General features: G+C 66.1%; 33 protein-coding genes. 20 read left to right on the top strand and 13 right to left on the bottom strand.

All coding sequences use genetic code 11. The annotated features are described in order from the left end of the window. Positions 1 to 10: 10 nt before the first annotated feature. Both HSRCO_RS04670 and HSRCO_RS04665 read right to left on the bottom strand, forming a co-directional pair. Entirely contained in the window at positions 11 to 568 is a 558-nt protein-coding gene (locus tag HSRCO_RS04670) for a hypothetical protein (protein ID WP_259519258.1), read from the bottom strand. Further along, a complete protein-coding gene (locus HSRCO_RS04665; protein WP_259519257.1) occupies positions 565 to 975 on the bottom strand; it encodes a hypothetical protein in 411 nt (136 codons plus the stop codon). Before HSRCO_RS04665 ends, HSRCO_RS04670 begins: the two co-directional genes overlap by 4 nt. An 80-nt stretch (positions 976 to 1,055) precedes the next feature. Between HSRCO_RS04665 and HSRCO_RS04660 the strand changes: the two genes are divergently transcribed. Beyond that, positions 1,056 to 2,129, top strand: coding sequence for a tubulin/FtsZ family protein (locus tag HSRCO_RS04660; RefSeq protein WP_259519256.1), 1,074 nt, complete (start codon positions 1,056 to 1,058; stop codon positions 2,127 to 2,129). Positions 2,130 to 2,159: 30 nt separating this feature from the next. Here HSRCO_RS04660 and HSRCO_RS04655 read toward each other — a convergent pair whose 3' ends face one another. Beyond that, on the bottom strand, positions 2,160 to 3,506 hold the full coding sequence (locus HSRCO_RS04655; protein ID WP_259519255.1) for an alkaline phosphatase family protein: 1,347 nt from the start codon (positions 3,504 to 3,506) through the stop codon (positions 2,160 to 2,162). A 327-nt stretch (positions 3,507 to 3,833) separates the two neighbouring features. On the opposite strand from HSRCO_RS04655, the gene HSRCO_RS04650 reads away from it, so the two are divergent. Beyond that, positions 3,834 to 4,088, top strand: a complete 255-nt coding sequence (locus HSRCO_RS04650) for a hypothetical protein (RefSeq protein WP_259519254.1) — start codon at positions 3,834 to 3,836, stop codon at positions 4,086 to 4,088. A 12-nt stretch (positions 4,089 to 4,100) separates the two neighbouring features. Here the strand turns inward: HSRCO_RS04650 and HSRCO_RS04645 are convergent, their stop codons facing one another. Continuing rightward, on the bottom strand, positions 4,101 to 4,634 hold the full coding sequence (locus tag HSRCO_RS04645; RefSeq protein WP_259519253.1) for an inorganic diphosphatase: 534 nt from the start codon (positions 4,632 to 4,634) through the stop codon (positions 4,101 to 4,103). A gap of 186 nt (positions 4,635 to 4,820) precedes the next feature. Between HSRCO_RS04645 and HSRCO_RS04640 the strand changes: the two genes are divergently transcribed. Then, positions 4,821 to 5,177 (top strand): PadR family transcriptional regulator, encoded by a 357-nt coding sequence (locus tag HSRCO_RS04640; protein WP_259519252.1) that lies wholly within the window; start codon positions 4,821 to 4,823, stop codon positions 5,175 to 5,177. A 15-nt stretch (positions 5,178 to 5,192) separates the two neighbouring features. Here the strand turns inward: HSRCO_RS04640 and HSRCO_RS04635 are convergent, their stop codons facing one another. Together HSRCO_RS04635 and rnhA are read right to left on the bottom strand one after the other, a co-directional pair. Further along, on the bottom strand, positions 5,193 to 5,789 hold the full coding sequence (locus tag HSRCO_RS04635; RefSeq protein ID WP_259519251.1) for a rnhA operon protein: 597 nt from the start codon (positions 5,787 to 5,789) through the stop codon (positions 5,193 to 5,195). Beyond that, entirely contained in the window at positions 5,782 to 6,378 is a 597-nt protein-coding gene (gene rnhA, locus HSRCO_RS04630) for a ribonuclease HI (protein WP_259519250.1), read from the bottom strand. Before rnhA ends, HSRCO_RS04635 begins: the two co-directional genes overlap by 8 nt. Before the next feature lie 177 nt (positions 6,379 to 6,555). Here rnhA and HSRCO_RS04625 point away from each other — a divergent pair, with 177 nt between their 5' ends. The 5 genes from HSRCO_RS04625 to HSRCO_RS04605 all read left to right on the top strand — a co-directional run bounded on the left by HSRCO_RS04625 (position 6,556) and on the right by HSRCO_RS04605 (position 11,246). Continuing rightward, positions 6,556 to 7,512, top strand: a complete 957-nt coding sequence (locus HSRCO_RS04625) for a transcription initiation factor IIB family protein (protein WP_259519248.1) — start codon at positions 6,556 to 6,558, stop codon at positions 7,510 to 7,512. Between the two features lie 94 nt (positions 7,513 to 7,606). Continuing rightward, complete coding sequence (locus tag HSRCO_RS04620; RefSeq protein ID WP_259519247.1) at positions 7,607 to 8,317, top strand: phosphoglycerol geranylgeranyltransferase; 711 nt, start codon at positions 7,607 to 7,609, stop codon at positions 8,315 to 8,317. Positions 8,318 to 8,401: 84 nt separating this feature from the next. Then, complete coding sequence (gene aspS, locus HSRCO_RS04615; RefSeq protein WP_259519246.1) at positions 8,402 to 9,706, top strand: aspartate--tRNA(Asn) ligase; 1,305 nt, start codon at positions 8,402 to 8,404, stop codon at positions 9,704 to 9,706. 6 nt (positions 9,707 to 9,712) lie between these two features. Next, entirely contained in the window at positions 9,713 to 10,552 is an 840-nt protein-coding gene (locus HSRCO_RS04610; RefSeq protein WP_259519245.1) for a pantoate kinase, read from the top strand. A 97-nt stretch (positions 10,553 to 10,649) separates the two neighbouring features. After that, a complete protein-coding gene (locus HSRCO_RS04605) occupies positions 10,650 to 11,246 on the top strand; it encodes a hypothetical protein (protein ID WP_259519244.1) in 597 nt (198 codons plus the stop codon). 56 nt (positions 11,247 to 11,302) lie between these two features. Here HSRCO_RS04605 and HSRCO_RS04600 read toward each other — a convergent pair whose 3' ends face one another. Further along, positions 11,303 to 11,893, bottom strand: a complete 591-nt coding sequence (locus HSRCO_RS04600) for a hypothetical protein (RefSeq protein WP_259519243.1) — start codon at positions 11,891 to 11,893, stop codon at positions 11,303 to 11,305. 142 nt (positions 11,894 to 12,035) lie between these two features. On the opposite strand from HSRCO_RS04600, the gene HSRCO_RS04595 reads away from it, so the two are divergent. Beyond that, positions 12,036 to 13,460 (top strand): MATE family efflux transporter, encoded by a 1,425-nt coding sequence (locus HSRCO_RS04595; protein ID WP_396266421.1) that lies wholly within the window; start codon positions 12,036 to 12,038, stop codon positions 13,458 to 13,460. 65 nt (positions 13,461 to 13,525) lie between these two features. Next, positions 13,526 to 14,275, top strand: a complete 750-nt coding sequence (locus HSRCO_RS04590) for a 4-phosphopantoate--beta-alanine ligase (protein ID WP_259519241.1) — start codon at positions 13,526 to 13,528, stop codon at positions 14,273 to 14,275. Positions 14,276 to 14,291: 16 nt separating this feature from the next. Here HSRCO_RS04590 and HSRCO_RS04585 read toward each other — a convergent pair whose 3' ends face one another. Both HSRCO_RS04585 and dcd read right to left on the bottom strand, forming a co-directional pair. Next, on the bottom strand, positions 14,292 to 15,194 hold the full coding sequence (locus HSRCO_RS04585) for a thiamine-phosphate synthase family protein (protein ID WP_259519240.1): 903 nt from the start codon (positions 15,192 to 15,194) through the stop codon (positions 14,292 to 14,294). Beyond that, a complete protein-coding gene (gene dcd, locus HSRCO_RS04580; RefSeq protein ID WP_259519239.1) occupies positions 15,191 to 15,778 on the bottom strand; it encodes a dCTP deaminase in 588 nt (195 codons plus the stop codon). The genes HSRCO_RS04585 and dcd overlap by 4 nt, the downstream gene beginning before the upstream one ends. Before the next feature lie 98 nt (positions 15,779 to 15,876). On the opposite strand from dcd, the gene pth2 reads away from it, so the two are divergent. The 6 genes from pth2 (at position 15,877) to HSRCO_RS04550 (ending at position 19,114) form a co-directional block, all read left to right on the top strand. Next, positions 15,877 to 16,215: a peptidyl-tRNA hydrolase Pth2 gene (gene pth2 / locus HSRCO_RS04575; protein WP_259519238.1), complete on the top strand. Its 339-nt coding sequence runs from the start codon at positions 15,877 to 15,879 to the stop codon at positions 16,213 to 16,215. A 61-nt stretch (positions 16,216 to 16,276) separates the two neighbouring features. Beyond that, a complete protein-coding gene (gene truD / locus HSRCO_RS04570) occupies positions 16,277 to 17,596 on the top strand; it encodes a tRNA pseudouridine(13) synthase TruD (RefSeq protein WP_259519237.1) in 1,320 nt (439 codons plus the stop codon). Positions 17,597 to 17,640: 44 nt separating this feature from the next. Continuing rightward, positions 17,641 to 18,369, top strand: a complete 729-nt coding sequence (locus tag HSRCO_RS04565; RefSeq protein ID WP_259519236.1) for a DUF2103 domain-containing protein — start codon at positions 17,641 to 17,643, stop codon at positions 18,367 to 18,369. 72 nt (positions 18,370 to 18,441) lie between these two features. Continuing rightward, positions 18,442 to 18,741, top strand: coding sequence for a 50S ribosomal protein L37ae (locus tag HSRCO_RS04560; protein WP_259519235.1), 300 nt, complete (start codon positions 18,442 to 18,444; stop codon positions 18,739 to 18,741). A 2-nt stretch (positions 18,742 to 18,743) separates the two neighbouring features. Continuing rightward, the gene (locus HSRCO_RS04555; RefSeq protein ID WP_259519234.1) at positions 18,744 to 18,878 is read left to right on the top strand and encodes a DNA-directed RNA polymerase subunit P; all 135 of its coding nucleotides are present in this window, start codon (positions 18,744 to 18,746) and stop codon (positions 18,876 to 18,878) included. Continuing rightward, complete coding sequence (locus HSRCO_RS04550; RefSeq protein ID WP_259519233.1) at positions 18,878 to 19,114, top strand: KEOPS complex subunit Pcc1; 237 nt, start codon at positions 18,878 to 18,880, stop codon at positions 19,112 to 19,114. The genes HSRCO_RS04555 and HSRCO_RS04550 overlap by 1 nt, the downstream gene beginning before the upstream one ends. Here HSRCO_RS04550 and HSRCO_RS04545 read toward each other — a convergent pair. Beyond that, a complete protein-coding gene (locus HSRCO_RS04545; protein WP_259519231.1) occupies positions 19,111 to 20,217 on the bottom strand; it encodes a S1C family serine protease in 1,107 nt (368 codons plus the stop codon). The two genes, HSRCO_RS04550 and HSRCO_RS04545, sit on opposite strands and share 4 nt — an antisense overlap. A 164-nt stretch (positions 20,218 to 20,381) precedes the next feature. On the opposite strand from HSRCO_RS04545, the gene HSRCO_RS04540 reads away from it, so the two are divergent. Both HSRCO_RS04540 and crcB read left to right on the top strand, forming a co-directional pair. After that, positions 20,382 to 20,774 (top strand): CrcB family protein, encoded by a 393-nt coding sequence (locus tag HSRCO_RS04540; RefSeq protein WP_259519230.1) that lies wholly within the window; start codon positions 20,382 to 20,384, stop codon positions 20,772 to 20,774. Then, positions 20,771 to 21,133, top strand: a complete 363-nt coding sequence (crcB, locus tag HSRCO_RS04535) for a fluoride efflux transporter CrcB (protein ID WP_259519229.1) — start codon at positions 20,771 to 20,773, stop codon at positions 21,131 to 21,133. The genes HSRCO_RS04540 and crcB overlap by 4 nt, the downstream gene beginning before the upstream one ends. Here the strand turns inward: crcB and HSRCO_RS04530 are convergent. Beyond that, positions 21,130 to 21,564 (bottom strand): universal stress protein, encoded by a 435-nt coding sequence (locus HSRCO_RS04530; protein WP_259519227.1) that lies wholly within the window; start codon positions 21,562 to 21,564, stop codon positions 21,130 to 21,132. The genes crcB and HSRCO_RS04530 overlap by 4 nt on opposite strands. 90 nt (positions 21,565 to 21,654) lie before the next feature. On the opposite strand from HSRCO_RS04530, the gene HSRCO_RS04525 reads away from it, so the two are divergent. Beyond that, positions 21,655 to 22,053 (top strand): prefoldin subunit beta, encoded by a 399-nt coding sequence (locus HSRCO_RS04525; protein WP_259519226.1) that lies wholly within the window; start codon positions 21,655 to 21,657, stop codon positions 22,051 to 22,053. 5 nt (positions 22,054 to 22,058) lie between these two features. Continuing rightward, positions 22,059 to 22,295: a DUF3194 domain-containing protein gene (locus HSRCO_RS04520; protein ID WP_259519225.1), complete on the top strand. Its 237-nt coding sequence runs from the start codon at positions 22,059 to 22,061 to the stop codon at positions 22,293 to 22,295. Between the two features lie 29 nt (positions 22,296 to 22,324). On the opposite strand, the gene HSRCO_RS04515 is transcribed toward HSRCO_RS04520, so the two are convergent. Both HSRCO_RS04515 and HSRCO_RS04510 read right to left on the bottom strand, forming a co-directional pair. After that, complete coding sequence (locus tag HSRCO_RS04515; protein WP_259519224.1) at positions 22,325 to 24,184, bottom strand: DUF2070 family protein; 1,860 nt, start codon at positions 24,182 to 24,184, stop codon at positions 22,325 to 22,327. A gap of 1 nt (position 24,185) precedes the next feature. After that, positions 24,186 to 24,737, bottom strand: a complete 552-nt coding sequence (locus HSRCO_RS04510; RefSeq protein ID WP_259519222.1) for a GMP synthase subunit A — start codon at positions 24,735 to 24,737, stop codon at positions 24,186 to 24,188. Positions 24,738 to 24,784: the final 47 nt, after the last annotated feature.

Genomic DNA, 24,784 nt, shown 5'->3' with positions numbered 1-24,784 from the left:
GCTGGTCCGGTCATCCGGGATAAAGTCTCTCGACCGTCACGGTCGGGTCCCCATCGACCAGTTCGTGTCGGAGGACGGCGCGCTGCCCGTCGCGGAGCGCGAGCCCTTCTCCGTCGGGCCGAACCGACCCGTTCTTGACGACGCGAACGTCCGCGTCGACCGCGACGGTGCCCGTGGTCCCTGACGGCACCCGATACGAGATGACGTCGTCCGTCGGTCCGTCCATACCGGTTCGGTTCTCGCTCGCCCCCGACGCGGATCCATTCTCGCTCGAACCTGGTTCGGTCCGCTTCTCGCGCGCGCCTGCTGCGGTTCGGTTCGACTGGCTCCCGACCGTGATCGTCGCCCCGTCGGCTGTCTCGACGGTCACGATCCGCTTCGCGCCGGCGACCCCTCGTGGGGCGGGGTCGCTCGAACGGCGGATGTCGGTGATGGCGGCCGCTATCGCCGTGGCCGAACGGTCCGCGTCCGTCGCCGCCACTTCGTGTCTCGCGTCGTCGATAACGGGCATCGCTGCCCCGAGGAGTGCGGCCGCGACGACCGCCGCGAGGACGAGACGGACGATCACAGCAGCGCTCGCAGCCGATCGAGGACCGCGCGGTCCTCCTCGGCACCCGGCGCTTCGTCCGCCGGAAGCGTCTCGGGAACCACCCGCTCGTCGGTGTCGACACGGGCGATCGGTGGTGAGGGCCCCGAACCGGCGTCCAGTCGGTCGACGGCGGCGACGGCAGCGGAGGCCGTCCGTTCGACCTCCCGGTTCACGTGGCGTAGTTCGCCGACGTAGCCGCGGATGGCCGCGACGGCCGCCTCGAGGTCATCGACCTGTGCCTCCATCGTATCGAGTCGCGACTCGACGCGCTCGATGCGGGCCGTACGTCCGGCCGCGTCCTCCACGTCTGCGACGGGCACCTCCCCGTCCGTGACCGCTCGCTCCACCGCATCGAGTCGCTTCTCGAGGCTCCGGGTTCGCTGCATCGAGACTGGGTGGACCGGTCCCGATACAAAAAGGCTCGGAGGGCCAAACGTTGATAGGCCGGGCCGGCTATCACTCGGGTATGAAAGCCGCGTTGATCGGCCTTGGACAGGCCGGGGGGAAGGTAGCGACCGCCATCCGGGATGCCGATCAGAAAGCGGGCTACGGCGCGATCCGCGGTGTCCTCGCCGTCAATACCGCTCGAACGGACATCGAACCGCTCGACGTCGAGACGATGCTCATCGGCCAGGAGCGCGTCGAGGGCCACGGTGTGGGAGCGGATAACGAACTCGGCGCATCCATCATGCAGGGGGACATCGGCGAGGTGATGGGCGGGCTGGACGGCATCGTCGATCCGTCGACGGAGGCCATCTTCGTCGTCGCCGGTCTTGGTGGCGGAACCGGCAGTGGCGGCGCGCCGGTCCTGGCCCGGGAACTTCGACGAGTATACGAGATGCCAGTCTACGGTCTGGGCATCCTCCCCGGTCGGAACGAGGGCGCCATCTACCAGGCGAACGCTGGCCGGTCGCTCAAGACGTTCGTCCGAGAGACTGACTCGGTCCTCCTGGTCGACAACGACGCCTGGCACGCGAGTGGCGAGAGCGTCGAAGAATCGTTCCAGTCGATCAACGCGACTATCGCTCGGCGCATCGGACTCGTCCTGGCGGCCGGCGAGAACGTCGAGGGCGTGGGCGAATCCGTCGTGGACTCGAGCGAGGTGATCAACACCCTCCGCGCCGGCGGCATGGCTGCCATCGGGTACGCGTCTGCCGAGGCATCCCCAGACCCCGGCGAGAACATCAACGTCGTCACGAGCACGACCCGGAAAGCCCTCATCACGGGCATGAGCGTCCCGCAGACCGCGAGGGCGGAGGCGGGCCTGGTCATCGTCGCAGGCGAGCCGGACCGCATCTCACGAAAGGGCGTCGAACGGGCGCGGCGGTGGGTCGAAGAGGAGACCGAGAGCATGCAAGTCCGCGGTGGCGACCTGCCGCTCCAGTCCGACCGCATCGGCGTCATCGTCGTCCTCGCCGGCATCGCGCGCTCACCCCGCATCGACGCCTTCATGGAGCGCGCGAAAGAGGCCAACGAGACGGTCGAGCGGGAGGACCCGGCCGCCGCCTTCGACACAGAGGAATTGGACGGCCTGTTCTGAGGCGGTGACGCGTCGGTTCTCTCTGGAAGGTTACGTCAGACTCGTCCCGTCGAAATCGCCCCGGTCGTAGTCGACCTCGAGCATGTCGAGGAGCGTGGGCGCGAGGTCGAAGAGGTCCGTTCCGACCGGCACCTCGACGTCGGGGTCGTCGACGAGAAGCGTCGCTTCGGCGAAGGTGTGCATGCCGTTGCGCGGGCCGTGGTCGAAGACGGCATCGTGTGGTTTGAAGCCGGCCTTCAGGTCGAACCCGTCGTTCGGAATCGCGACGAGGTCCGGAGCGATGTCGTCGTGTTCGCCCTCGAAAGCGTCCTCTTTCTCGACGACGCGCTCGACGACCGCCCGACCGTCCGGTCCCTCGAGCCCGAGCAGGGACTCCTTGAGCGAGGCACGGACGGCCTCGTACTCGTATTCGGGCACCGAGCCACGCGGTTCGCGGCCCTCCAGGTTGATGTAGAACCGGCCGGGGATGAACGAGTACGCCGTGGTGTCATCGGCGATGTCCGAGAGGTCCTCGTGCTCGTCATCCTCGTAGGAGAGCCACCCCTCCTGCTCGAGCCACGTGTTGAAGTGGACCTCGTAGTCCAGGGTCGTGAAGCCGTGATCGCTGGCCACCACCAGGGTGACGTCATCGGCCAGCGCCTCGCGGATGGCCCCGATGTACTCGTCGACGGTCCGATAGAATTCCAGGAAGGCCTCGCGATACTCGCCATCGCGCTCGTAATCCTCGAAGAGGAAGTGGTTGACCCGGTCAGTGGTCATGAAGACACCGAAAAAGAGGTCCCAGTCGTCCGCCTCGACGAAGTGCTCGAAGGCCTCGTACCGTGCGTCGAGGGTGTCGTGTGCGTCCTCGATGAACGCCGATTTGTCCGCCTCGTGACCGAGTTTCGCGTCGACGTCGATGCGATAGCCGATGGACTCGAGGTAGTCGGCAAAGTCCGGCGGGTGCGAGGCCGTATCCACTGCCGGCGAGAGGAACCCGGAGACCATCCGCTGAACTTCCCGGGACGGCGGGAACGTCACGGGGACGTTCATCACGGTCGCCTCGCGTCCGGCCTCCTGGACACGGTCCCACAGCCGCGTCGCCTGTACGTCGCGTCCCATCGGGACGTAGGTGTCGTAGGTGCCGACTTCACGGTCCTGGAAGCCGTAAACGCCGGTCTTACCGGGATTGACGCCCGTCGTGAGCGACGGCCAGCACGCCGACGATTCCGGTGGGACGATACTGTCCATCGGACCGCCGGCCCCCTCCTCCGCGATGGCAGTCAGATTCGGAAACGTCTCGGGATTATCCTCGATGAGGTACCACGGGACGCCATCGATGCCGATGAACGCGACCCGGGGCCCGTCCCCACCGCGCAACCTGTCGAATAGACCCATGACCGGGGCTATCGGCGTAATCTACAAGAACTTTCTTGTCTGCCAATCGTCTCGACGCGAGAAGAACGTGGCCGATTCGCCCAGCAGTCCGGTGCCGTGGCTCAGTTCGAATCCATCTCGTCGGACTCCTCGGCCGTCTCTTCGAAGTTGGTCGGGACGACGGTGACGTGGTGTATTCCGGGGCGGGAGGGCGTTGCGGCCATCACGTCTGAACCTATGGTCCCTACCCACATGAAATTACCCATGCGCATAATACATGGTCGGCGCCGGTGGTATTCCCCCCGTGCATACACACAGTCAAGTAGCCCCGGCAACCACGGTCGAACGATGAGCGAGGAGCCCGACTGTGGACGCTCGAAGGGTATGGATCGCCCCCTGCTGTTCGGCGTGGGGGTCGTCTCGATTGTGGTTGGAGTCCTGCCGTACCTCGGTGTCGCCATCATGAGCGAGTGGGCCGGATCGTGGGCGTTCGGCATCGGGGTGGCGGCGGCCTTCCGCGGCTACACCGGGGGGTGTCTGGGCGGATTGCTCCCGGGCGTCCAACAATGCAACGTCGATGCCGAGGGACCGCAGAATCGATAGTCGGTCGATCCGTCAGCCGAACTGTTCTTCGTAGAGATCCTGGGCGTGTTCGATGGCGTCGAGGGCGGTCTGTCTGTCCTCCCATCCAAGCGTCTCCGTCTGTTTGCCCGCCTCCAGGTTCTTGTACGTCTCGAAGAACTCCGCTATTTCGGCACGCGTCTGCTCGGGGATGTCGTCGACGTCCGCCATGTGGTCGAACCGAGGGTCCTCCTCCGGCACGGCGATGACCTTGTCGTCCTGTTCGCCGTCGTCGTCCATCCGCATGAGCGCGATGGGGCGAGCCTCGATGATGCACCCGGGGAACGTCTGGTCTTCGACGAGCACCATTACGTCGAACGGGTCACCGTCGTCGTAGTACGACTGCGGGATGAACCCGTAGTCGTAGGGGTAGTGGACGTTGCTGTGCAGGACGCGGTCCAGGACGACCGCGGGGATGTCCTTGTCGTACTCGTACTTGTTGCGCTCGCCTTTCAGGCACTCGATGACCGCGTAGATAGTCTCCGGGGCGTCCGGTCCGGTCTCGAGGTCCTCCCATAGGTTCGCCATGACGACTGAGCGGTCTCCCGGTATCGAGTTGAACCTTTCGCATCCGCCCGCTCGTCGGCGAATTATCCCGCACCGAACCGACGAAACGGAACGTCGGTACCTGGTAACCAACCCGGTAGTCGTCGGCTACCAAACCTGTGTGTGGAATAAGAAGAACTTAAATAGCCTAGTCTCCTGACAGTATCCATGTCAGAGGCACAAACTGCGGTGCGAAGTACCGCCCGCGACCTGACAGCGTTCCAGAAGAACATCCTGACCGTCCTGGCAGAGCAGCCCCGGTACGGTCTCGCCATCAAACGCGAACTCGAGTCGTACTACGACGACGAAGTCAACCACGGCCGTCTCTACCCGAACCTCGACGATCTGGTGACGAAGGGGCTCGTGGAGAAGAGCGAACTCGACAAGCGGACCAACGAGTACGGACTCACCGACGACGGATACGAGGCCGTCCTCGACGGCATCGAGTGGACCCTCGAGAAGTTCGTCATCGACGACGAACGCGCGACGGCGGTCCAGGAAATCGTCGACGAGAACTCGGCCTGATCGGCGCCGAACGGCTCAGTCCAGCGGATACGGCGTCTCGGTTTTTTCGAAGACCGCACGTAGCGACTGCTCGACGACCGCGCGCTCCTCGTCGGTAGGCCACGCATTCCTGGGATAGTACTCCTCGAGGAATTCTCGGACGTGGTGCTCTCTCGCAGCCGACATCGGGCTCGCGTAGTGATTGCCCATGAAGTCGGCGAACGCACGCGCATTCGCGGCGTGGACCGATCCCTCCGCCTCAAGAACGGCTTCGACGACGTCGCGATTGCGGGCTTCGGCCTCGGCCCACGCACCCTGTTCGCCCGGTCCCGAGAGGACGACCTCCGTCGCCCGGTCCGTGTCGTCGATGGCCTCGAAATCGACGACCCCGTCGGCGTCCAGCCACTCCGCCGGATGGCAGACCAGCGTCGCTCCGTTCTCGTCCTCTCGCACGCGGGCGGTGAACCCGTAATCGTCGAGTACCGCCGAGCGACGGTCGCGGTAGGCGGAGGCTTCTCGGTCGTCCACCGCCTCCCGAGCGAGTCGAGTCAGACGCTCCACTGTCTCGACCGCCTCGCGGGGCAGGTCGTCGGGCGCGCCAGTGCTGGCGTCACCCTCGTCGTGTTCAGGCATCGTCGAGTGCTTCGTTCGCGAGGTCGTCGGCGCGATCGTTTACTTCCCTCGGTACGTGGGAGATGGACCAGTCGTCGAAGCGCTCCAGCAGTTCGTGGACGCGGACCCGCAACTCGCGGAGGTCGGGGTCGTTCGTGTTCCACGCACCCTTGACTTGCTTGACGATGAGCTGTGAGTCGCCCCTGATCTCGACCTCGTCGTAGCCGTACCGATCGGCCATCTCGAGGGCGCGGACGAGCGCCTCGTACTCGGCCTGATTGTTGGTGGCTCGACCGATGCGCTCGCCGCCATCGGCGACGATGCCGTCGCCATCCACGAGCACCCAGCCGATGGCCGACGGTCCCGGGTTGCCGCGACACGCCCCATCGAAGTAGGCGTGGACCCGCCCCGAACGTTCGTCCGCGAGGACGGACGTGCCGTCCGCCGGACGACGTCCCTGGACGACGACCTTTCCCTCGTACGCTACGACGTGGGCCTCGCCGAGATCGGCGTGCCACAGTTCGTGGTCGGAGTTCCCCGCCGCGAATTCGGCACCGGCAGCCTCTAAGCGCTGGCGGGCCTCTTCGACGTCACACTCGATGACCGGCATTGACCAAACGTCACTCCGAACCAGGATATATACGTTGATATTCTGGTTGCTTATATACCCCCAGAGAAGACGGAGTATAGCCCCCAGAAACGCCATCCACAGTATTGTGTCCTCTGCCAGACGTCCCGATTGGCCCAACGGACTTAAGTGGGTAGAAACAACTAATATAAAAGTGCGATGACACGGTCCACTCGCCAGCGGGAGCGAACCACTGCTGAAGAAGAGACCGACGAGGGGGTGCGGGAGTGCCCGGAATGCGGGTCGGAACACCTAGTCAAGAGTTCGGACCGAGCGGAACTCGTCTGTGACGACTGTGGCCTCGTGGTCGAAGAGGAGAAAATCGACCCCGGACCGGAGTGGCGGGCGTTCAACCACCAGGAACGCCAGCAGAAGTCCAGAGTCGGTGCCCCGACGACCCAGACGATGCACGACAAGGGGCTCACGACCACCATCGACTGGAAGGACAAGGACGCCTACGGTCGCTCTATCTCGTCGAAGAAACGGTCGCAGATGCATCGACTCAGGAAATGGCAAGAACGGATCCGAACGAAGGACGCCGGCGAGCGCAATCTCCAGTTCGCGCTCTCCGAGATCGATCGGATGGCGAGTGCACTCGGCGTCCCTCGGTCGGTACGGGAGGTCGCCTCGGTCATCTATCGGCGGGCGCTCAAGGAAGACCTCATTCGCGGACGGTCCATCGAGGGCGTCGCCACGTCCGCGCTCTACGCCGCCTGTCGCAAGGAAGGGATCCCACGGAGTCTGGAGGAGATCTCGGAGGTATCGCGCGTCGAACGGAAAGAGATCGGTCGAACCTATCGCTATATCTCCCAGGAACTCGGTCTCGAGATGAAACCCGTCGACCCGAAGAAGTACGTTCCTCGTTTCTGCTCCGAACTCGAACTCTCCGAAGAGGTCCAGTCGAAGGCCAACGAAATCATCGAGACGACGGCCGAAAAGGGGCTTCTCTCCGGGAAATCGCCGACCGGCTACGCGGCCGCCGCGATCTACGCCGCCTCGTTGCTCTGCAACGAGAAGAAAACCCAACGGGAGGTCGCCGACGTCGCACAGGTGACGGAGGTCACCATCCGGAATCGCTATCAGGAACAGATCGAAGCGATGGGCATCCACGGGTAGCCGTTCTGGACCGCGAATGGTCGTGACGAGGCATGGGATTGCCGACGAACCGGGTTCCGAAGGGGTTTTAGCGCGATAGTTGGTCAGTGAGGATATGAGTGGGCCCTGGGACGATTGGGACCACGTCCTCAAGGTCGATCCGGACAAGGACCTCCCGGACGGAGTCACCTTCGAGGACGTCTGTACCAGCGGGACGGACGCCATCGAGATCGGTGGTACGACCGGAATGACCGAGGAGAACATGCAGGCGGTCGTCGAAGCCTGTGGCACCTACGACATACCGCTCTATCAGGAACCGAGCAATCCGGCCGTCGTCATCGAGGACGAGGGACTCGACGGCTACCTCATCCCGTCGGTGTTCAACGCCGGCGATCCGTTCTGGATAACGGGAGCACACAAGGAGTGGGCACGCATCGACGAGGTGGCCTGGGATCGAACCTGGACGGAAGCGTACATCGTCCTCAACCCGGACGCCTCGGTCGCCTCGTACACCGAAGCCGACTGCGACCTGACCCCCGACGAGGTCGCCGGCTACGCCGCCGTGGCGGAGCGCCTGTTCGGTCAGGAGATCGTCTACGTCGAGTACTCCGGGACACTGGGAGACACGGAGATGGTGCAGGCGGCCGGCGACGCCATCGATTCGGCCACGCTGTTCTACGGGGGCGGCATCCACGATTACGACTCAGCGTACGAGATGGCCGAACACTCGGACGTCGTCGTCGTCGGGAATCTGCTCCACGACGAGGGCATCGATGCCGTCGAGGAGACCGTTCGGGGCGCAAAAGACGCCCACACCGCCGATTGAGGGACTGAAGGAAACGGCGTCACAGTCCTCGGCAACCGACGCGAAAGGGCGGCGTTTAAGGCCGCGCCCCCAATATCGCGACACATGCAGGATCGAACCTTTACTGCCGACGCCGAGCCAGGTGACGACGTCACCGTCGCTGGCTGGGTCCACGAGGTCCGCGACCTCGGTGGCATCGCGTTCCTCATCCTCCGGGACAAGACCGGAAAGATACAGGTAAAATTCGAGAAAGACGAACTCGACGACGACCTCGTCGAGCGGGGACTCTCGGTCCACCGGGAGAGCGTCATCCAGGTCAGCGGCCCGGTCGAGGAGGAGCCGCGCGCGCCGACCGGCGTCGAGGTGACCCCCGATAGCCTCGAGACCATCGCCGAGGCCGACCCCGAGTTGCCCCTCGACCCGTCGGGCAAGGTCGACGCCGAACTCTCGACCCGCCTCGACAACCGCACGCTCGACCTCCGCAAGGACGAACCGAAGGCCATCTTCGAGGTCCGCGCCGAGGTCCTCGCCGCCGTCCGTGACCAGTTCCGCGAACTGGGTGGGACGGAGATCAACACGCCGAAGATCGTCGCGACCGGCACCGAGGGCGGCACCGAACTCTTCCCCATCACCTACTTCGGACGGGAGGCGTTCATGAACCAGTCGCCACAGCTGTTCAAACAGCTCATGGTCGGCTCCGGACTCGAGCGCGTCTTCGAGATCGGCCCGATCTTCCGGGCCGAGGAGCACAACACGCCCCGCCACCTCAACGAGGCCACCTCCATCGACTTCGAGAGCGCCTTCATCGACGCCGACGGCGCCATGGACGTCCTCGAGGAGGTCGTCACGGCCGCCTACGAGTCGGTCTGGGAGAACGCCCAGTCACAACTCGAGACCCTCGGCGTCGCCGACGACTTCACCGTCCCCGACGGCGAGTTCGAGCGGATCACCTACGAGGAGATCATCGAGATGGTCAACGCGACGGGCGCTCTCGACGAGCAACTCGTCTGGGGCGACGACCTCCCGACCGAGGCGGAGAAGGCGCTCGGCGAGGAACTCGGCGAGCACTACTTCATCACCAACTGGCCCTCGGCGGTCAAGCCGTTCTACATCAAGGACACCGACCACGACCCCGACGTCTCCACCGGCTTCGACCTGATGCACCCGCGACTCGAGCTCGTCTCCGGCGGGCAGCGCGAACACCGCTACGAGAAGCTCATCGCGGGCTTCGAGCAGCAGGGACTGGATCCCGACGCCTTCGAGTACTACACCAAGATGTTCCGGTACGGCATGCCGCCACACGCCGGGTGGGGCCTCGGCGCGGAACGGCTCATCATGACGATGCTCGACCTCGACAACATCCGCGAGGCCGTCATCTTCCCGCGGGACCGCCAGCGGCTCTCCCCCTAGGCGGCGATGACCGGCGAGAGCGGTGTGCGAGCGTTCGTCCCGGGCCACATCACGGGCCTGTTCAGCATCCACCGGACCGACGATCCGGCGACCACCGGGTCACGGGGCGCGGGCCTCGCCCTCGAGGCTGGCGTCACCGTGCGGGTGGCCCAGAACGAACGAACCGTGATCCGAGTCGACGGCGAGCACGCTGACGTCGACGCCGTCGAGAGGCTGCTGGACGAGATGGCCGTCACGGCGTCTGTCGACGTGACCTCGGACCTCCCGCTCGGTTCTGGATTCGGGGTCTCGGGAGCGATGACCCTCGGAACCGCACTCGCCGCAAACGCCGTCTTCGAGACCGGAAGCTCGGAGAACGAACTCGTCCGCCTCGCGCACGTCGCCGAGGTCGAAGCGGGAACGGGCCTCGGTGACGTCGTCGCGCAAGCACGTGGTGGGGTCCCACTCCGCCTCGAACCTGGAGCGCCACCGTTCGGAACCATGGACGGCATCCCCGCCGTGGCCGAGGTCGAGTACGTTGATCGGGGTGATCTCTCGACCCCGGACGTCCTCGCCGACCGCCCGGAGCGGATCACCAGCGCGGGGACCGACGCTCTCGAGACCCTCCACGAACGACCCACGCTGGATCGATTCATGGCGACGTCTCGGCAGTTCGCCGAGAACACCGGTCTTCTCACCGACGACCTCCACGAGATCGTCGACGACGTGGAAGCCGCCGGTGGCGTCGCGTCGATGGCGATGCTCGGACGTACCGTCTTCGCCCTCGGCACGGGCCTGAGCGACGCGGGGTACGACCCCGACCGAACGCGGATCCAACGGGGCGGGGCCACCTTGCTCCCGGACTGATTCTCAGCGTTCGAGAGCGCGAAAGTCGTCCAAATTCGGCGAAATTCGTCCGGCAGCGACGCCATACTACATCAGTGTGGCGCCACTGTATGCGAGTATGCAATCGAGTCGAATGGACGGCCGCTCTCTCGTCACGGGAAGCGTCGTCGGGTTCGCCGCGTGGTTGTTCGGCTACGCGTTCACCTACGCCATCGTCGCGCCGGACATCCGCGAATCGCCGTTGAACCAGTTCGTCGAGATGTTCGAGGGTGCCTCGCCGACGTACGAGATGGTCGGCTGGGTCTTCTACAACGCCCACTTCGTCGACATCGTCTTCCGGGACATCCCGTTCGTCGGCAGTCGGTCCGGGACGTTCATCGGCGGGCAGGACGGGTTCACCACCCTCCTGTACGTCATCCCGCCACTCCTGCTGCTTGCGGCCGGGCTGGCACTGTCGCGACACCAGCGGGCAGCCACCCCGAGCGACGGAGCACGGTTCGGGCTGGCGGTCATCCCGAGTTATCTTGTCCTGTCGGTCGCCGGTGCGTTCCTCTTCGATGTCACCGCCCTCGGTGCCAGCGGCGCACCCGACCTCCTCCCAGCGGTCGTCATCGCCGGCGTTGTCTACCCGGTCGTGTTCGCGAGTGTCGGTGGCGCGGTCGGTGGGTTCCTGGAACGGCGAGATCGGACCGCAGATGTCCAGCCGCGTCGGTAGACCGCCACGACCGCTGTTTCGGCGCCGGATACTGTCGCGAGGATTCGTCGTGTCGCTTAGGGGCAGTCGCTCTCGTCCACGGCCTGCGGTTCCGACCCCTGTGCTATCGTACGGGTCTCTCCCGACTCGATATCGACCGTCATCGACTGTCCACCGTACCCGTGGGTCTCGTCGTGACCACGGACCACGACGCAGGTCACGTCACCCGGGATATCGATGGTCGTCGACCGCGTGAACGGTTGCCGAGAGTGGGCGTGGAGCAGGTCGCGCCGACCGAGTCGGCTGCCGTCCAGCCGTTCGACCTGCCACCAGTTCGCGTAGCCCTCCTCGCCATCGTCGTCGTGGTGGAGCGTGACGTCGAACGTGTAGCTCCCGTCTTTCCCGTCGGCCGCCACCTCGACGACGTTCGCCTCCCGGAAGTCGAGTTCCGGTTGCGTACCGGTGCCACCAGTGCCCGAATCCGCTCCGGTGGTCGCTACAGATGCGGCGGTCGTCTCCGTTCTCGCAGTCGTCGCGGTTCTCGCAGTCGTCGCCGGATCGTCGTCACCGTCAGTGGAATCGAGGCATCCCGCGAGGACACCGAATACGGCCGCGCTCGTGATCCCCTGGAGCAACCGTCGCCTCGTGCGTCCCGCCCCCTGTGTCATACCGGTACATACGGCGTCACCCCCAATAACACTCGGGAACCTACCGGGTCGGGATCGGCTCAGCCATCACTGTAGAAGCGTTTTTCCCGCGCCCGCACCCATCCGATGGGTAGTGGCAGACCTCGAGCGCAAGGGCATCGACATGACCACGGGGGCCATCGGGCCGAAACTGGCCTCCCTGGCCTGGCCGCTGGTCCTCGGCAATCTCCTGCAAACGGCGTACAATCTCGCCGACATGTTCTGGGTGGGCCGAGTGAGCGGCGAGGCCGTCGCCGCCGTCTCGTTGATGTTCCCGCTCTCGTGGATGTTCGTCTCGACGGCCATCGGCATCACGGCGGCGACCATCGCCCTCGTCTCCCAGCACGTCGGTGCCGGCGACCGCCGCGAGGCCGACCGGGTCGTCGGACAGACCGTCGTCCTTGCGCTAGCCGTCTCGGCCGCACTGGCCATCGGGGGCTGGCTAGTACGACACGAACTCCTCACGACGATGGGTGCGGAGGGGTTGGTCTACACCGACGCCCTCGCCTACATCGAGATCATCTTCCTCTCGCTCCCGCTCACCTTCCTCTTTTTCGCGTTCAGGGCCGCTCTCCAGGGGGCGGGCGACACGAGGACGGCGATGTGGCTCGTTCTGGTCTCCGCCGGGATGAACGTCGTGATCGACCCCTTCGTTATCCTCGGCTGGGGACCGTTTCCGGCGCTAGGCACCAGAGGGGCCGCCTGGGCGACGCTTGCCTCCCGAGCGTTCGCGACCGTCGTCGGGATCGCGGTCCTCCTGGATGGGACCTACGGCGTCAAATTGTACCGCTCCGACCTCGTGCCAGACCGCCGCGTCATGCGCCAGTTGATCGCCATCGGCTACCCCGCAACTTTCGACGGCTGGGCGCGGAGTTCCGCCGCCGTGGTGATGGCCTCGTTCGTGACGCCCTTCGGAACGGCCGCCATCGCGGCCTACGGTATCGGCGTCAGGATGATGTCCGTCACCTGGTCGGTCGCGGGCGCTGTCGGCCAGGCCACGGCGACCGGCGTCGGCCAGAATCTGGGGGCGAAGACCCCCGACCGCGCGGGACGGGTCACGTGGATCGCGACCGGCGGGACCATGGCGTTCCTCGCGGCAGCGACGGTGGTCGCGATGGCCTTCCCGGAGCCGCTCTACCGTATCTTCATCGACGACCCGACCATCGTCGCGGAGGGCCGGACGTTCGTCTACGTCATCGCGCCGGTGTGGGCCTTCTTCGGCGGGACGATGGTGGTCCAGGGGGCGTTCCGCGGCGCGGGCCAGACCCGCGTCGCGATGGCGCTGTCGCTGCTCTCGCGCTGGGTCTTCCGGGTCCCCATCGCGCTCGTGCTCGCCTTCTCCACCACGCTGGTCCTTCCCTGGGCGACCGACACGACGACGCTCGGATTCGGCATCGGCGTCATCGGGATCTGGTTCGGCTTCGCCTTCGGCGGACTGGCCGCCTTCGTCGTCGCCGTGGTCTGGTTCCGTCGGGGCGGCTGGACCGAAGGAGTGCTGGACGACGATCGGTCACCCACCGAGTCGACCGGTACCGAGACCCCGGATTGAATAGGGGGTACGCCCCGCGGCCGGTCGAACGCGTGATTTTTGGCCCTGGACTGGCGAGAGCAACCATGACCGACGAGGGCGACATCCCCGCCGACCACCCCCGACACGATTCACTCGTGACGCGCCACCGCATCGAAGCAGGCGTGGACGCCGGCATCACGAGCAGGCAGGGCCTCATCGCCGAGGGGCGGGGTGAGGCGTTCGACTACCTGCTAGGCGAGGAGACGATCCCGAGTGCCGACGCCGCCGAGCGGGCGGCCGCTGCGCAGTTGCTGCTGGCCGACCATCCGGTCCTCTCCGTGAACGGCAACGCCGCCGCGCTGGTCCCGGACGAACTGGTGGACCTCGCCGAGGTCGTCGGCGCGGACCTGGAGGTCAACCTGTTCAACCGAACCCCGGAGCGGATGGAAGCCATCGCCGAGCACCTCCGCGACCACGGTGCGACGACCGTCAAGGGGCTGGAAGCCGACGAACGCATCCCGGGACTCGAACACGAACGAGCGAAAGTCGACGCCGAGGGGATCCACGACGCCGACGTCGTCCTCGTCCCGCTGGAGGACGGCGACCGGGCAGAAGCCCTCGCCGAGATGGGGAAGGTGGAGATCGTGATCGATCTGAACCCGCTGTCGCGGTCGCCTCGAACGGCCGCGATTCCGGTCATCGACAACATCCTGCGGGCGATCCCGAACATCACGGCGCACGCCCGGGCTCTCGAATCGGCCGCTCGGGAGGAGTTACAGCACATCGTCGACGACTTCGACCGCGAGTGGGCACTGGACCAGGCAGAAGCGCGGATCCGTGCAGGCGGCGAGTGAGACGGGGAAGCCGCAGTCACCGGAGATCTCGGGCGATTCCTGCGACCTCGCTCGCCGATTCGCCGAGGACGTACACGATCGGCTCGACCCCGAATCCGCCGGTCTGGTAGACCACCGACGCCTCGGGGTTCGACGCGACCGCCCGTTCGACCGCCTCGGGCGCCGGCTCGGTGTCGACGTCGAAGGCGACGGCCTCGTGACCGGTCGATTCGAGCGTCTCGACGATCGACGCGTCGTAGCCGACGTTCAGGGCCGCCCTCGCAGTACTCCCCCCAGCGCGCGCCGCCAGCAGGACCGACGCGACGTGTTCGCTGACACCGAACTCGGGTTCGGCTGGGATCTCCGTCCGACCTTTCACGTCGAAGATGCGCCCGGGAACGCCGGCGACGTCCTCGACCGAGTCGGCGTCGGGGAGACATTCGACGAGGTTCGAGCCGACCGCGGGAATCAGCGTCGCGAACCCGCTCGCGTGTTCCAGGATCCGAAGACCGCGCTTGACCGACGATCGGACGCGCTCGCGGGTCAGCACCTCGCTGTCGTACTCCTCCGCGCGGAAGTCGTAGTCGTACTCGCGGAGTTCCGGGACGAGTTCCTCGTGGAGTGCCGCGATGCGGTCCCCCGGCCGAGAGAGCCGCCGGATCAGGATCTCCGCCTCGATCAGCGCCTGCACCGTCGACATCGAGTCGGTCGCGAGTCCCGCACCGAGACGGTCGACGGTCTCCTGGACGCGCTCGTCCTCCTCGAAGGTCGCCCGACGCGGGATGTCACCGTGGGCGTACTTCGAAACCGCGCTCTGACTGATACCCAGTGCCTGTGCGACCTCGTGCTGGGTGAGACCGCGGTCCCGGAGATCGGCGGCCAGCATCGACCGAAACGTCGGCAGGAACTCGTCGACGACGACCTCCTCGATGAATCTCATCTGTCTCGGGTGAACTCCTCGTCGCCCTGGATCCGCGAGGCCTCGGGGCCCGTCTGGTCCTGGTACTTCGACCCGCGCTCGGCCCCATATGGCTTCCGGGCCGGCGTCTTGAGTTCGGTGAACACGAGTTGTGCGATGCGCATCTCGGGCGTGAGCGCGACCGGTGCGGTTCCGAGATTCGACAGTTCGAGGGTTATACGGCCTCTGAACCCCGGATCGACGAAGCCTGCTGTGGCATGGGTTATCACAGCAAGGCGGCCCAGCGAGGACCGGCCCTCGACCTGCGCGACGAGGTCAGGCGGTATCTCGACGCGCTCTTTGGTCGTGGCGAGCACGAAGTCGCCCGGGTGGAGGATGAACTCGCGGTCGTCGTCGATGACCGTCTCCGTCGTGTAGTCCTCGGTCTCGTTCTCGCTGTTGGGATGGATGCTCGGGATGTTCGCCCGCTGGAACTCCAGGAACTCCCGGCCGAGACGGACGTCGACGCTCGCCGGCTGCACCTGCAGGTCGATATCCCCGATAGGCTCGATGACGAGGTCGCCGGCCTCGAGCCGATCCAGGATATCGCCGTCCGAGAGGATCATACAGCCAAGAGGGAGACCCCGTGGCTTAAAATCAATGCACTGGTCCCGGCACCGACGCGATGCACACCGCTAAAGGGCCCGCGCGTCGATTCCCACCCATGAAACAAGCCATCGTCGCCCGCGCCGACCTCGGGATGGGCGAGGGAAAACTGGCCGCGCAGGTGGCCCACGCCTCCCTCAAAGCCTACGAGCACGCGAGCGACGCGGTCCAGCGTGACTGGAAGCGTGGAGGGCAGAAGAAGATCGTTCTCGAGGTCGACGGCGAACGCGCCCTCTACGAACTCCAGGAGCGGGCGAAGGCGGCCGGACTCCCGACCGGGTTGATCCGGGACGCTGGCCATACCCAACTCGACCCCGACACCCCGACCACGGTCGCCATCGGTCCGGCCGACGATCGGGCCGTCGACGAGATTACTGGCGATCTCTCACTCTACTGACCGTCGACTTCGCGCGACCGAACCGCGCCGGTTTTTCCCGGTGAGCCCCAAGTCGTGGTGAATGCGTCGCGCACACGAGATCGAACGAGCGCTCGGCATGGAATACTACGTCGCCGACGCCGACGGCACCGGGGGTCGCCTGCGGGACCGTCCCGAGGACTTCCGGGTCGTGGAACGAGAGCGGTTCTCGACGGAACCCGCCGACGCCGATCCTGGAGACTACCCCTGGCTCGTCGTGCGCGCGACCCTGCGGGAGATGGACACGAACGACTTCGCCCGCGAATTCGCCAACCGGGTCGGCATCTCCCGGGAGCGAGTGACGTGGGCAGGGACGAAAGACAAGGACGCGGTCACGACCCAGTTGTTCAGCGTCCGCGATCTCGACGCGGACGACGTTCCCGAGGTGTCCAGTGCCGACATCCGGGTCGTCGGTCGCGCCGGGCGGGGACTCCAGTTCGGCGATTTGCTCGGCAACGAGTTCGAGATAGTGGTGCGTGACCCCCCGCGACCGTCGCAGGCGACGGCGGTGACGAACCAGCTCGAAGCCTTCGGTGGGGGCGTCCCCGCCGTCCCCAACTACTTCGGCCACCAACGATTCGGTAGCTATCGACCGATCACCCACGAGGTCGGATTGGCCATCGTCCGTGGGGACTGGGAGGGAGCCGTCATGGCCTATCTCGGGAATCCCAACGAGAACGAACCGGACAGTTCACAGGACGCCCGCCGGTTCGTCGAGGAGACCCGTGACTGGCAGGCGGCACTCGCTGAATTTCCCGGACGACTGCGGTACGAGCGGACGATGCTCCACAGCCTCGTCGAGACGGGCGGTACCGAGCCCGCGGACTTCCGGGCGGCACTCGAGACGTTCCCCGAGAACATCCAGCGCCTGTTCGTCAACGCCGCCCAGTCCTACGCGTTCAACCAGATGTTGAGCGCCCGTCTGGCCCGCGGGCTCCCGTTCCACGAACCCATCCCAGGAGACGTGGCCTGTTTCGCCGACACCGACGCGCCGGCGGCGTTCCCCATCCCGGACGTCGACCGGGAACAGCGGGTCACCGCCGAGCGCGTGGACGTCGTCGGTCGACACTGCCGTCGCGGTCGGGCCTTCGTGACGGCACCGCTCGTCGGTACCGAGACCGAATTCGCGGACGGGGAGCAGGGCGAGATAGAACGCGAGGTGCTCTCGACTCTCGACCTCGCTCCCGAGGACTTCGACCTGCCGGGCGCGTTCGGATCGCGGGGAACGCGACGTGCCATCCTCCTCCCCTTCGATCCGTCGATCGAGTGGGACCCCCTGACGGTCTCCTTCTCGCTCCCGAAGGGGTCGTACGCGACCGTCGCCCTGCGGGAGTACCTCAAGACGAGCCCGCTCGAACACTGAGTGCAACCGCCGACGATATACCGAGCGAGCGTGACCCATCGAGTATGCAGTGTGGCCACTGCGGCCGGAGCCTCGACAGACCGGGCGATTACTGCCTGGTCTGTGACGGGCAGAACGCCGACGCCGTCGTGGTCTCGGTGGCCGATTCACGGGCGACGCTCACCATCCTCGACGGCGAGACGGTGCTGGGCGAGACCCACGTGACGACGGTTCCAGAGACCGACGAGGAGCTGTCGACGGTCCAGCACCGGAACTTCGCCGGTCGTATCGCCGACGAGATCCGACGGAAGCGCCCGGAAGCAGTGTACGCCGCCGGCGACCTCGACGTCATCACCGCCGTGCGCGCGGACCTGCACTACCCGGTCTACCGGGTGCCGAACAGTGACCCGGTGGCTGCTGTCCTCGACCGGCGGGGCGACCGCGACCTGGCCGTCGTCGAGAAACCGGCGGCCGCGAAGATCGGCGGGGCGCATTCGACGGTCATCGGGAACCGCGACGGGGAGCGCGCCATCACCACCATCGCCGGCCACCCCCACGTGAAGAAGATCATCCCCGGACCCATCGACGCGGGCGGTTCCGGATCGCGAACCGGCGTCCGGGCCAAGGCCACGCGGGCGGATAACAACGGGAACGTGCGATTGTTGATCCGCGACGGCTCCTCGGTCCAGGAGAATCGAATCGTCACGACCGCGATGGACCGGGAGACCGGCGAGCGAGTCCGAGACGATCTGAATCGAGCCCTCTCGGAGGCCGACCTTCGCGAGGAAACCTGACCGTAGCGACGGGAGACGGGGGCGTCTCGACTCAACACGTTTTTATGCGCACCGGCGGTACAGACGGGTACTATGGGTGCACGCAAGGGACCAGGGAAGACCGGCAGCGCCGGTCGATTCGGTGCCAGATATGGCCGGGTCGCCCGCCGCCGCGTCTCCGAGATCGAATCCGACATGCACGACGACCACGTCTGCCCCAGCTGTGGGTCCGCTGCCGTCTCGCGGCAGGGTACCGGCATCTGGGAGTGTGGACGCTGTGGATACAAGTACACCGGCGGCGCGTACCGTCCCGAGACGCCCGGCGGTCGGGCCACCCGCCGGTCCATCAGGACCGCGCTCTCCGCCGAAGAGGCCGAGGAATCGGAGAACTGACCATGGCGTACAAGTGCTCCCGCTGTAAACGCGACGTCGAACTCGACGAGTACGGCGGCGTGCGGTGTCCCTACTGCGGACATCGCGTCCTCCTGAAAGAGCGGAGCCGCGACGTCAAAGAAGTCGACGTGCAGTAGTGCATCGCACGACGCTCACGGTTTCCTACGATTCGGTTCGGACGGCCACCATCGTCGAGCGCAGCGTCGGCGTCGAGGTCGGCGATATCGAGGGTGACCGGACCGAGGCGCGTATCGACCGCGAAGGGGCGACCGTAACGGTGGACGTGACCGCCTCGGATCTGGTTGCCCTGCGAGCGGGGCAGAACACCTGGCTCTCGCTCGTCGAGGTCGCCGAACGGGTTGCTGGCCTCTAGCCGTCGTCCACGACTGGCCGCCGGTCCAGCGTCACCTCGACCGTCTCCCGTTGGCCGTCGCGGATCACCGTCACCGAGACTGTCTCGCCCGGATTCGTGTGCAGGAGGAGGTACCGAGATAGCTGCTGGGAGGTGTGGATCTCCTTGCCCCCAATACCCACGATGACGTCTCCGCCGGTCGGGTAGGTGATACCGTCCACGTCACGGGTCTCGGCGACTCGGAACACCGTATCGGACGGGCCAGACGCGTCGGTCTCGACGATCATCACCCCGTACGCGCGCTCCAGGTCGTTCACCGCGGCGAGCTGGGGCGTGACGGGGACGCTTCTGATGCCCATGTAGGCGTGTTCGTACTCCCCGTCCTCGATGAGCTCGGGCACCACCCGGTCGACGACGGCCGCGGAGATGGCGAAGCCGACGTTATCGCCACCCTTCGCACGATTGACACCCACTACCGCCCCGTCGCTCGAGACGAGCGGCCCGCCGCTGTTGCCGGGGTTGATCGGGGCATCGGTCTGGACCGTATCGGGGATGGCGAACCCACCTTCGACCTGCATCGAGCGGTTCACCCCGGAAACGATGCCGTGAGTGATGGTCCCCTCGAGTCCGAACGGGGCACCCAGGGCGACGACGGGTTCGCCGGGACGCGGATCGGTCGCGGCCGTCGGGAGGGGACGGGCGCTATCGGGCATGGCCGGTACCCGGATCACGGCGAGGTCGGTGTACGCGTCGACGCCCACGACGGTCGCCGTTCGATGACTGCCGTCGGCGAACTGGACGCCGACCTCGTCGACGGATCCGACAACGTGCTCGTTCGTCACGATGTGCGAGTCGTCGTACACGAACCCTGAGCCCTGCGAGGAGCCCGCTTCGGCGGTCACCGTTATCTTCACGACCGAGTCGATGGATTGCTCGTACAGTCGCTCGTACGCGGTCGCGTTCTCGTGCGACGCTGTCACTGGTGTATCCCCGACGCCACCCGGCGCCTGGAGGGCCGGGCCGGGCAGCACCATCGAGGCACCGATGACGGCACCGACCGACCCGCCGACGACGATGCCCGTCACCACGAGCACGAGTCCGACCCGAAGGGCACGTCCTGCCATACCTCCACGTATCGGGGGTAGGCTTACCAATCTGTCCGTCGCGGGCGTCGGTGGACCACAGCGCTTTTGCGAGACCGTCGCGGACCGGTAGACGACACGACCGGGCGACGGAATCCGCCCGCCCCAACCGCCGACGCCACGGCTGCTGTCCATCGCGGAGAGACATGACAGCGGGAACCTCCGACACGATCCGAACCGCCGAATCGCTCGTCCTGATAGCGATCGGCGGGTTCGCGGGGGCGAATCTGCGGCACCTGGTGGGCGACGCGGTCGGCGGGGCGTCCGGCACGCTGCTCGTCAACGTCCTCGGGAGTTTCGCGCTCGGATTCCTGCTCTACGAGGCCCGGTACTCCGGGGTCATCTCGCGACGGAGCCGTATCGTGGTGGGGACCGGGTTCCTCTCCTCGTTTACGACCTACAGCACGTTCGCCCTGGAGACGGTCGGGTTCGGCATCTACGGCGTGGGCTACGTCACGACGAGTTACGCGCTCGGCTTCGCGGGGGTCCTCGCCGGTCGATGGCTGGCGCTCCGCCTGGACGGGGGTGACCGCCGATGATCCCGGTCGACCCGGCACACGTCGTCGGAACGGGTGGTGCACTCGGCGCGGTGCTCCGGCACCTGGTCGGCCAGACGATCGACGTGGAGGACTACCCGCTCGGAACGTTCACCGTCAACGTCCTCGGATCGTTCCTGCTCGCTGTGCTCGCGTTCGGCGGCGTCGGCGGCCAGCTCGGCCTGTTCTTCGGGACGGGGCTGGCCGGGTCCTTTACGACCTTCTCGTCGTTCTCCTACGAGACCGTCCGCCTCTGGGAGACGGGCGAACGCGTTCGTGCGGTCGTCAACGCGGTGAGCTCCATCGTCGGGGGCGTCGTCGCCATCGGCGTCGCCCACGCCGTCCTCGCCGTCCTCGGTTAGGTGGATTGCGCCCGGATCACCAGCACCGGCAACTCGGTGCTCCGGATCACCTTCTCCGTGACGCTCCCGAGGAGGAACCGGTCGAGACCGGTCCGACCGTGCGTCGACATCACGATGACGTCTGCACCGATCTCGTCCGCGTACTCGATAATGGAATCGTGGGGGATGCCCCGGTCGACGACCGTTGTCATCGTGACGCCCGCGGCCTCCGCCCGTCGTTCGGCTTCTTCCAGGGCGCGTTCTCCCTCCCGTTCGAGTTCGTCGGCGAGCGAGATCCACTTCGCCTCGGGGATGGTGCTGTAATCCCGAGTGTCGACGACGTACAGCCCCGTCAGTTCGGCGTCGAGCGCCCCAGCGAGCGCCGCCGCCTCGTCGACCGCCTCGAGACTCTCGGGACTGCCATCGATCGGGACGAGGAGTCGATCGTACATGCGTCGACCAACGGTGGCCACCGTCAAAGTGATACCGTCGCTTTAGGACAAGACCGGGGGTTTTTCTGCGGGGACCGCCTCGGGCCAGGTATGCAGGGTAACTTGCCTCCTGAAGCGCAGGAGAAAATCGAAGAGCTCGAAGAGCTCCAAGAGACGGCACAGAAGGTCGCCGTCCAGAAGCAGCAGGCGAACAACCAGCTCAACGACGCTCAGAACGCCCTCGACGAGCTCGAGGACATCGACGAAGACGCGACGATGTATCGCGAGGTCGGCGAACTGATGATCAAGACCGACTACGCCGAGGCCCAGGAGGACCTCGACGAGAAGGTCGACCGACTCGAGGTCCGCGTCCAGACCCTCGAGAAGCAGGAGGACCGCGTCCGCGAGCAGTTCGAGTCCCTCCAGGAGGAACTGCAGGGCCTCCTCGGTGGCGGCGGAGGCGGCGGCGCCCCCTCGCCCGGCGGTCTCGGCGGTCCCGGCGGCGCGTAAGGCGGATGCCGAGCGACGAGACGGTCGTCGAAACGGCAGCAGAAGCGGCCCAGGGATTCGTCTTCTCCCGACTCCGTCAGTCCGACGTCGACGATATCGACGTCACCGTCACCTTCGAGGACGGTGTCCTCACCGTCGACGTCTATCTGTTCGCTCCGGACGTCGAGGAGGACATCGAACAGATAGCAGACGACGCGGCGCTCACTGCACGGGCGGCCGTCGACGACCTGTTCTCGGAGTGAGCGGGTTCTTCCGGTAGCCAGGGATCGTCTCAGGTGACAAGGAACACCAGGAGACTGATCGCTCCCGTCGCGACGATGACGGCGGCTCCCAGCCAGCCAGCCATGGAGATGACCGCGTTCGCCTGGCTGGCGAGGGTCTCCGTGCGGTCGTTACCGAAGACGGTCACTTCGGCCCGCTCGGTCGCCATCCCGGCTTCCACCGGTTCGACGTCCTCGAGTGCCTCTGCGACCAGCGACTCGACGAGGTCGACCAGTGCCGCCTCCTCGATGGCGTCACCGACCTGGTTCGTCGACTCGACCGTGTTAACCACGTGAGTGTCCGTCGTCATCACCTCCATGGCATCGAGATCATCGACCGCCTCCAGGAGTCGGTCGCGAAGTCCCGGTTCCATGTTGTTGCCGTCGATGAGAACGTAGCCGGTTCGTTGCTCGCCGACCTCCAGGACCGCGACGCGTACGCCGAGGGGGCCGATGCCGTCTTCGATACGCCAGGTCGTTCGGTCCCACGCGGTACCGAGTCCCATCGGTTCCGTGTCGGCCTCGACGAGTCGGTCCGCCGCGGCGGACGCCGCCTGCATCATCTCGAACGAGCGACCACTCCCGGGGACGACGTGGCCAAGGTCATCGCCCTCGAGTCCATTGTTACAGTTGTGCGCGTCGACCAGGAGCACGTCCTCAAGGCCCGCGACCCGTGCTTCCGCCATCGTCGTGAGGCCGACCGAGTAGTCGACATCGTCGGTGAACGTCGGCGCGAACGTGGAGACGAGCAGACCGTCCTCGCCGAACCGCTGCCCGAGTATCTTGGCCTCGCCCTCGACCGACCGTATCGCTGGCGTGGCCTCGCCGTGATAGTCGATGGTCTCGAGGGCCGACTCGGCCGCGTCGATGAGTGTCCCGACCTCGCGTTCGGTAACCAGGTTGAAGTCGTGTCCTGCCGTGGCGTGGGGCGGAAACGCCAGTCCGGCGGTCGACTCGGCGACTCGCTGGGGAAGATTCCCACCCCCGATCTCGCCCATCGGGCCGGGATGGATCATCGGCAGCACGAACCGCGCCTTCTCGTCCCCCTTCTCCCGGCGGAACGAGAGGACCGTCACCGGGACGATCGACCGCTCGCCGATCTGCTCGAAAAACGTCTCGAGTTCTCGGGACCCCTCGGCGACGTGGCCGATAAACCCCTGGATGAAGTCGAGAGAACTCACCCCGAGACTCCGCTGCCACGGGCGGTCGATGGCGAGGACGAATCCGTAGGCAACCACGCCGTACAGCACCGACATCGCGACGAGGAGCCCGAAATCGCTCGGGATGAACGCCTGAGTGATCTCCGACGGGGCGTCTTCGGTTCGCGAGAGGATGGCCTGGAGGTAGGGACCACCGATGGAGAAGTAGTTCATCGTCCCGCTGTAGACGAACAGGACCAGCCCCGAGGTCAACGTCTGAATGCTCGCCGGGATCGACGCGAGCAGCGGGGAGGTCCGCGACACCGCCAGGACGACGAGCAATCGGATGGCGAAGACGAGCGCCAGCGCCGCGATGAGGACGTCGAAGACGAAGTTCTGCCCCAGGTCGGTGAAGACGGTGACGATACCCGCGAGACTCACCAGCGCGACCAGGACGACCTCGCCGACGGTCGCGAGTAAAGACGAGCGCGTGAACGTGAGTTGACCGCCGAGCCACCGGTCGATGGGCGTCGTGGCCGCCGCCGAGACGAGCGTGGGCGCACCGATGAAGAAGATCCCCTGCCAGATATCCTCGAGAAGGAACCGGGAGTCGAAGGCCGCGACCCCCGCGAGTGCGGCGATGAGCAGGGAAAAGGGGACGGTGGCCCGCCAACTCGGCGCGCGGAAGATGTACTTCGAAAGCGCCGCGAGTTCGCCCTGCGTCTCCGTCATCTCACTCGCAGATAGCTCTGAAGTTCTCGAAGACCGCCTCGCCCTCCTCGGTGTGAGCGACCTCGGGATGCCACTGGACGCCGTACAGGTCGCGGTCGGTATCGCTCATCGCCTCGATGTCGCAGACGTCGCTCGTCGCCGTTCGTTCGAACCCCTCGGGCAGGACCGTGACCTCGTCCGCGTGGCTCGCCCAGACGCGGGTCGCTGGCGCGAGTGATCCGACGAGCGGATCGTCCTCCTCGACGATGGTGACGTCGACGTCCGCGTACCCGCCGTACTCTCCCTCGCCCACCTCGCCACCGAGAGCCTCGGCCATGAGTTGCATGCCGAGACAGATGCCGAGGATCGGCACGTCCAGGTCGAGGTAGTCCGCGGCGTTACCGGCTTCTTCCATGCTCGGACCGCCGGAGAGCACGAGGCCGTCGGCGTCGATCGCTTCGGGCGGGGTGTCGTTGTCGACGAGGCCGGTCTCCACGCCCTCGAGGTCGCGTAACATGCGATGCTCGAGGTGCGTGAACTGGCCGTGGTTGTCCACGACGAGGATACGAGTCATTGGGACTTGGTATTCGGCACGCCCCTAAAAACTCATCTCATCACCAC

It is taken from the genome of Halanaeroarchaeum sp. HSR-CO (genome assembly GCF_024972755.1).
Classification (GTDB): domain Archaea; phylum Halobacteriota; class Halobacteria; order Halobacteriales; family Halobacteriaceae; genus Halanaeroarchaeum.
Note: the sequence above shows the minus strand (reverse complement) of the source record. Positions and strands in the feature narration are given on the sequence as shown.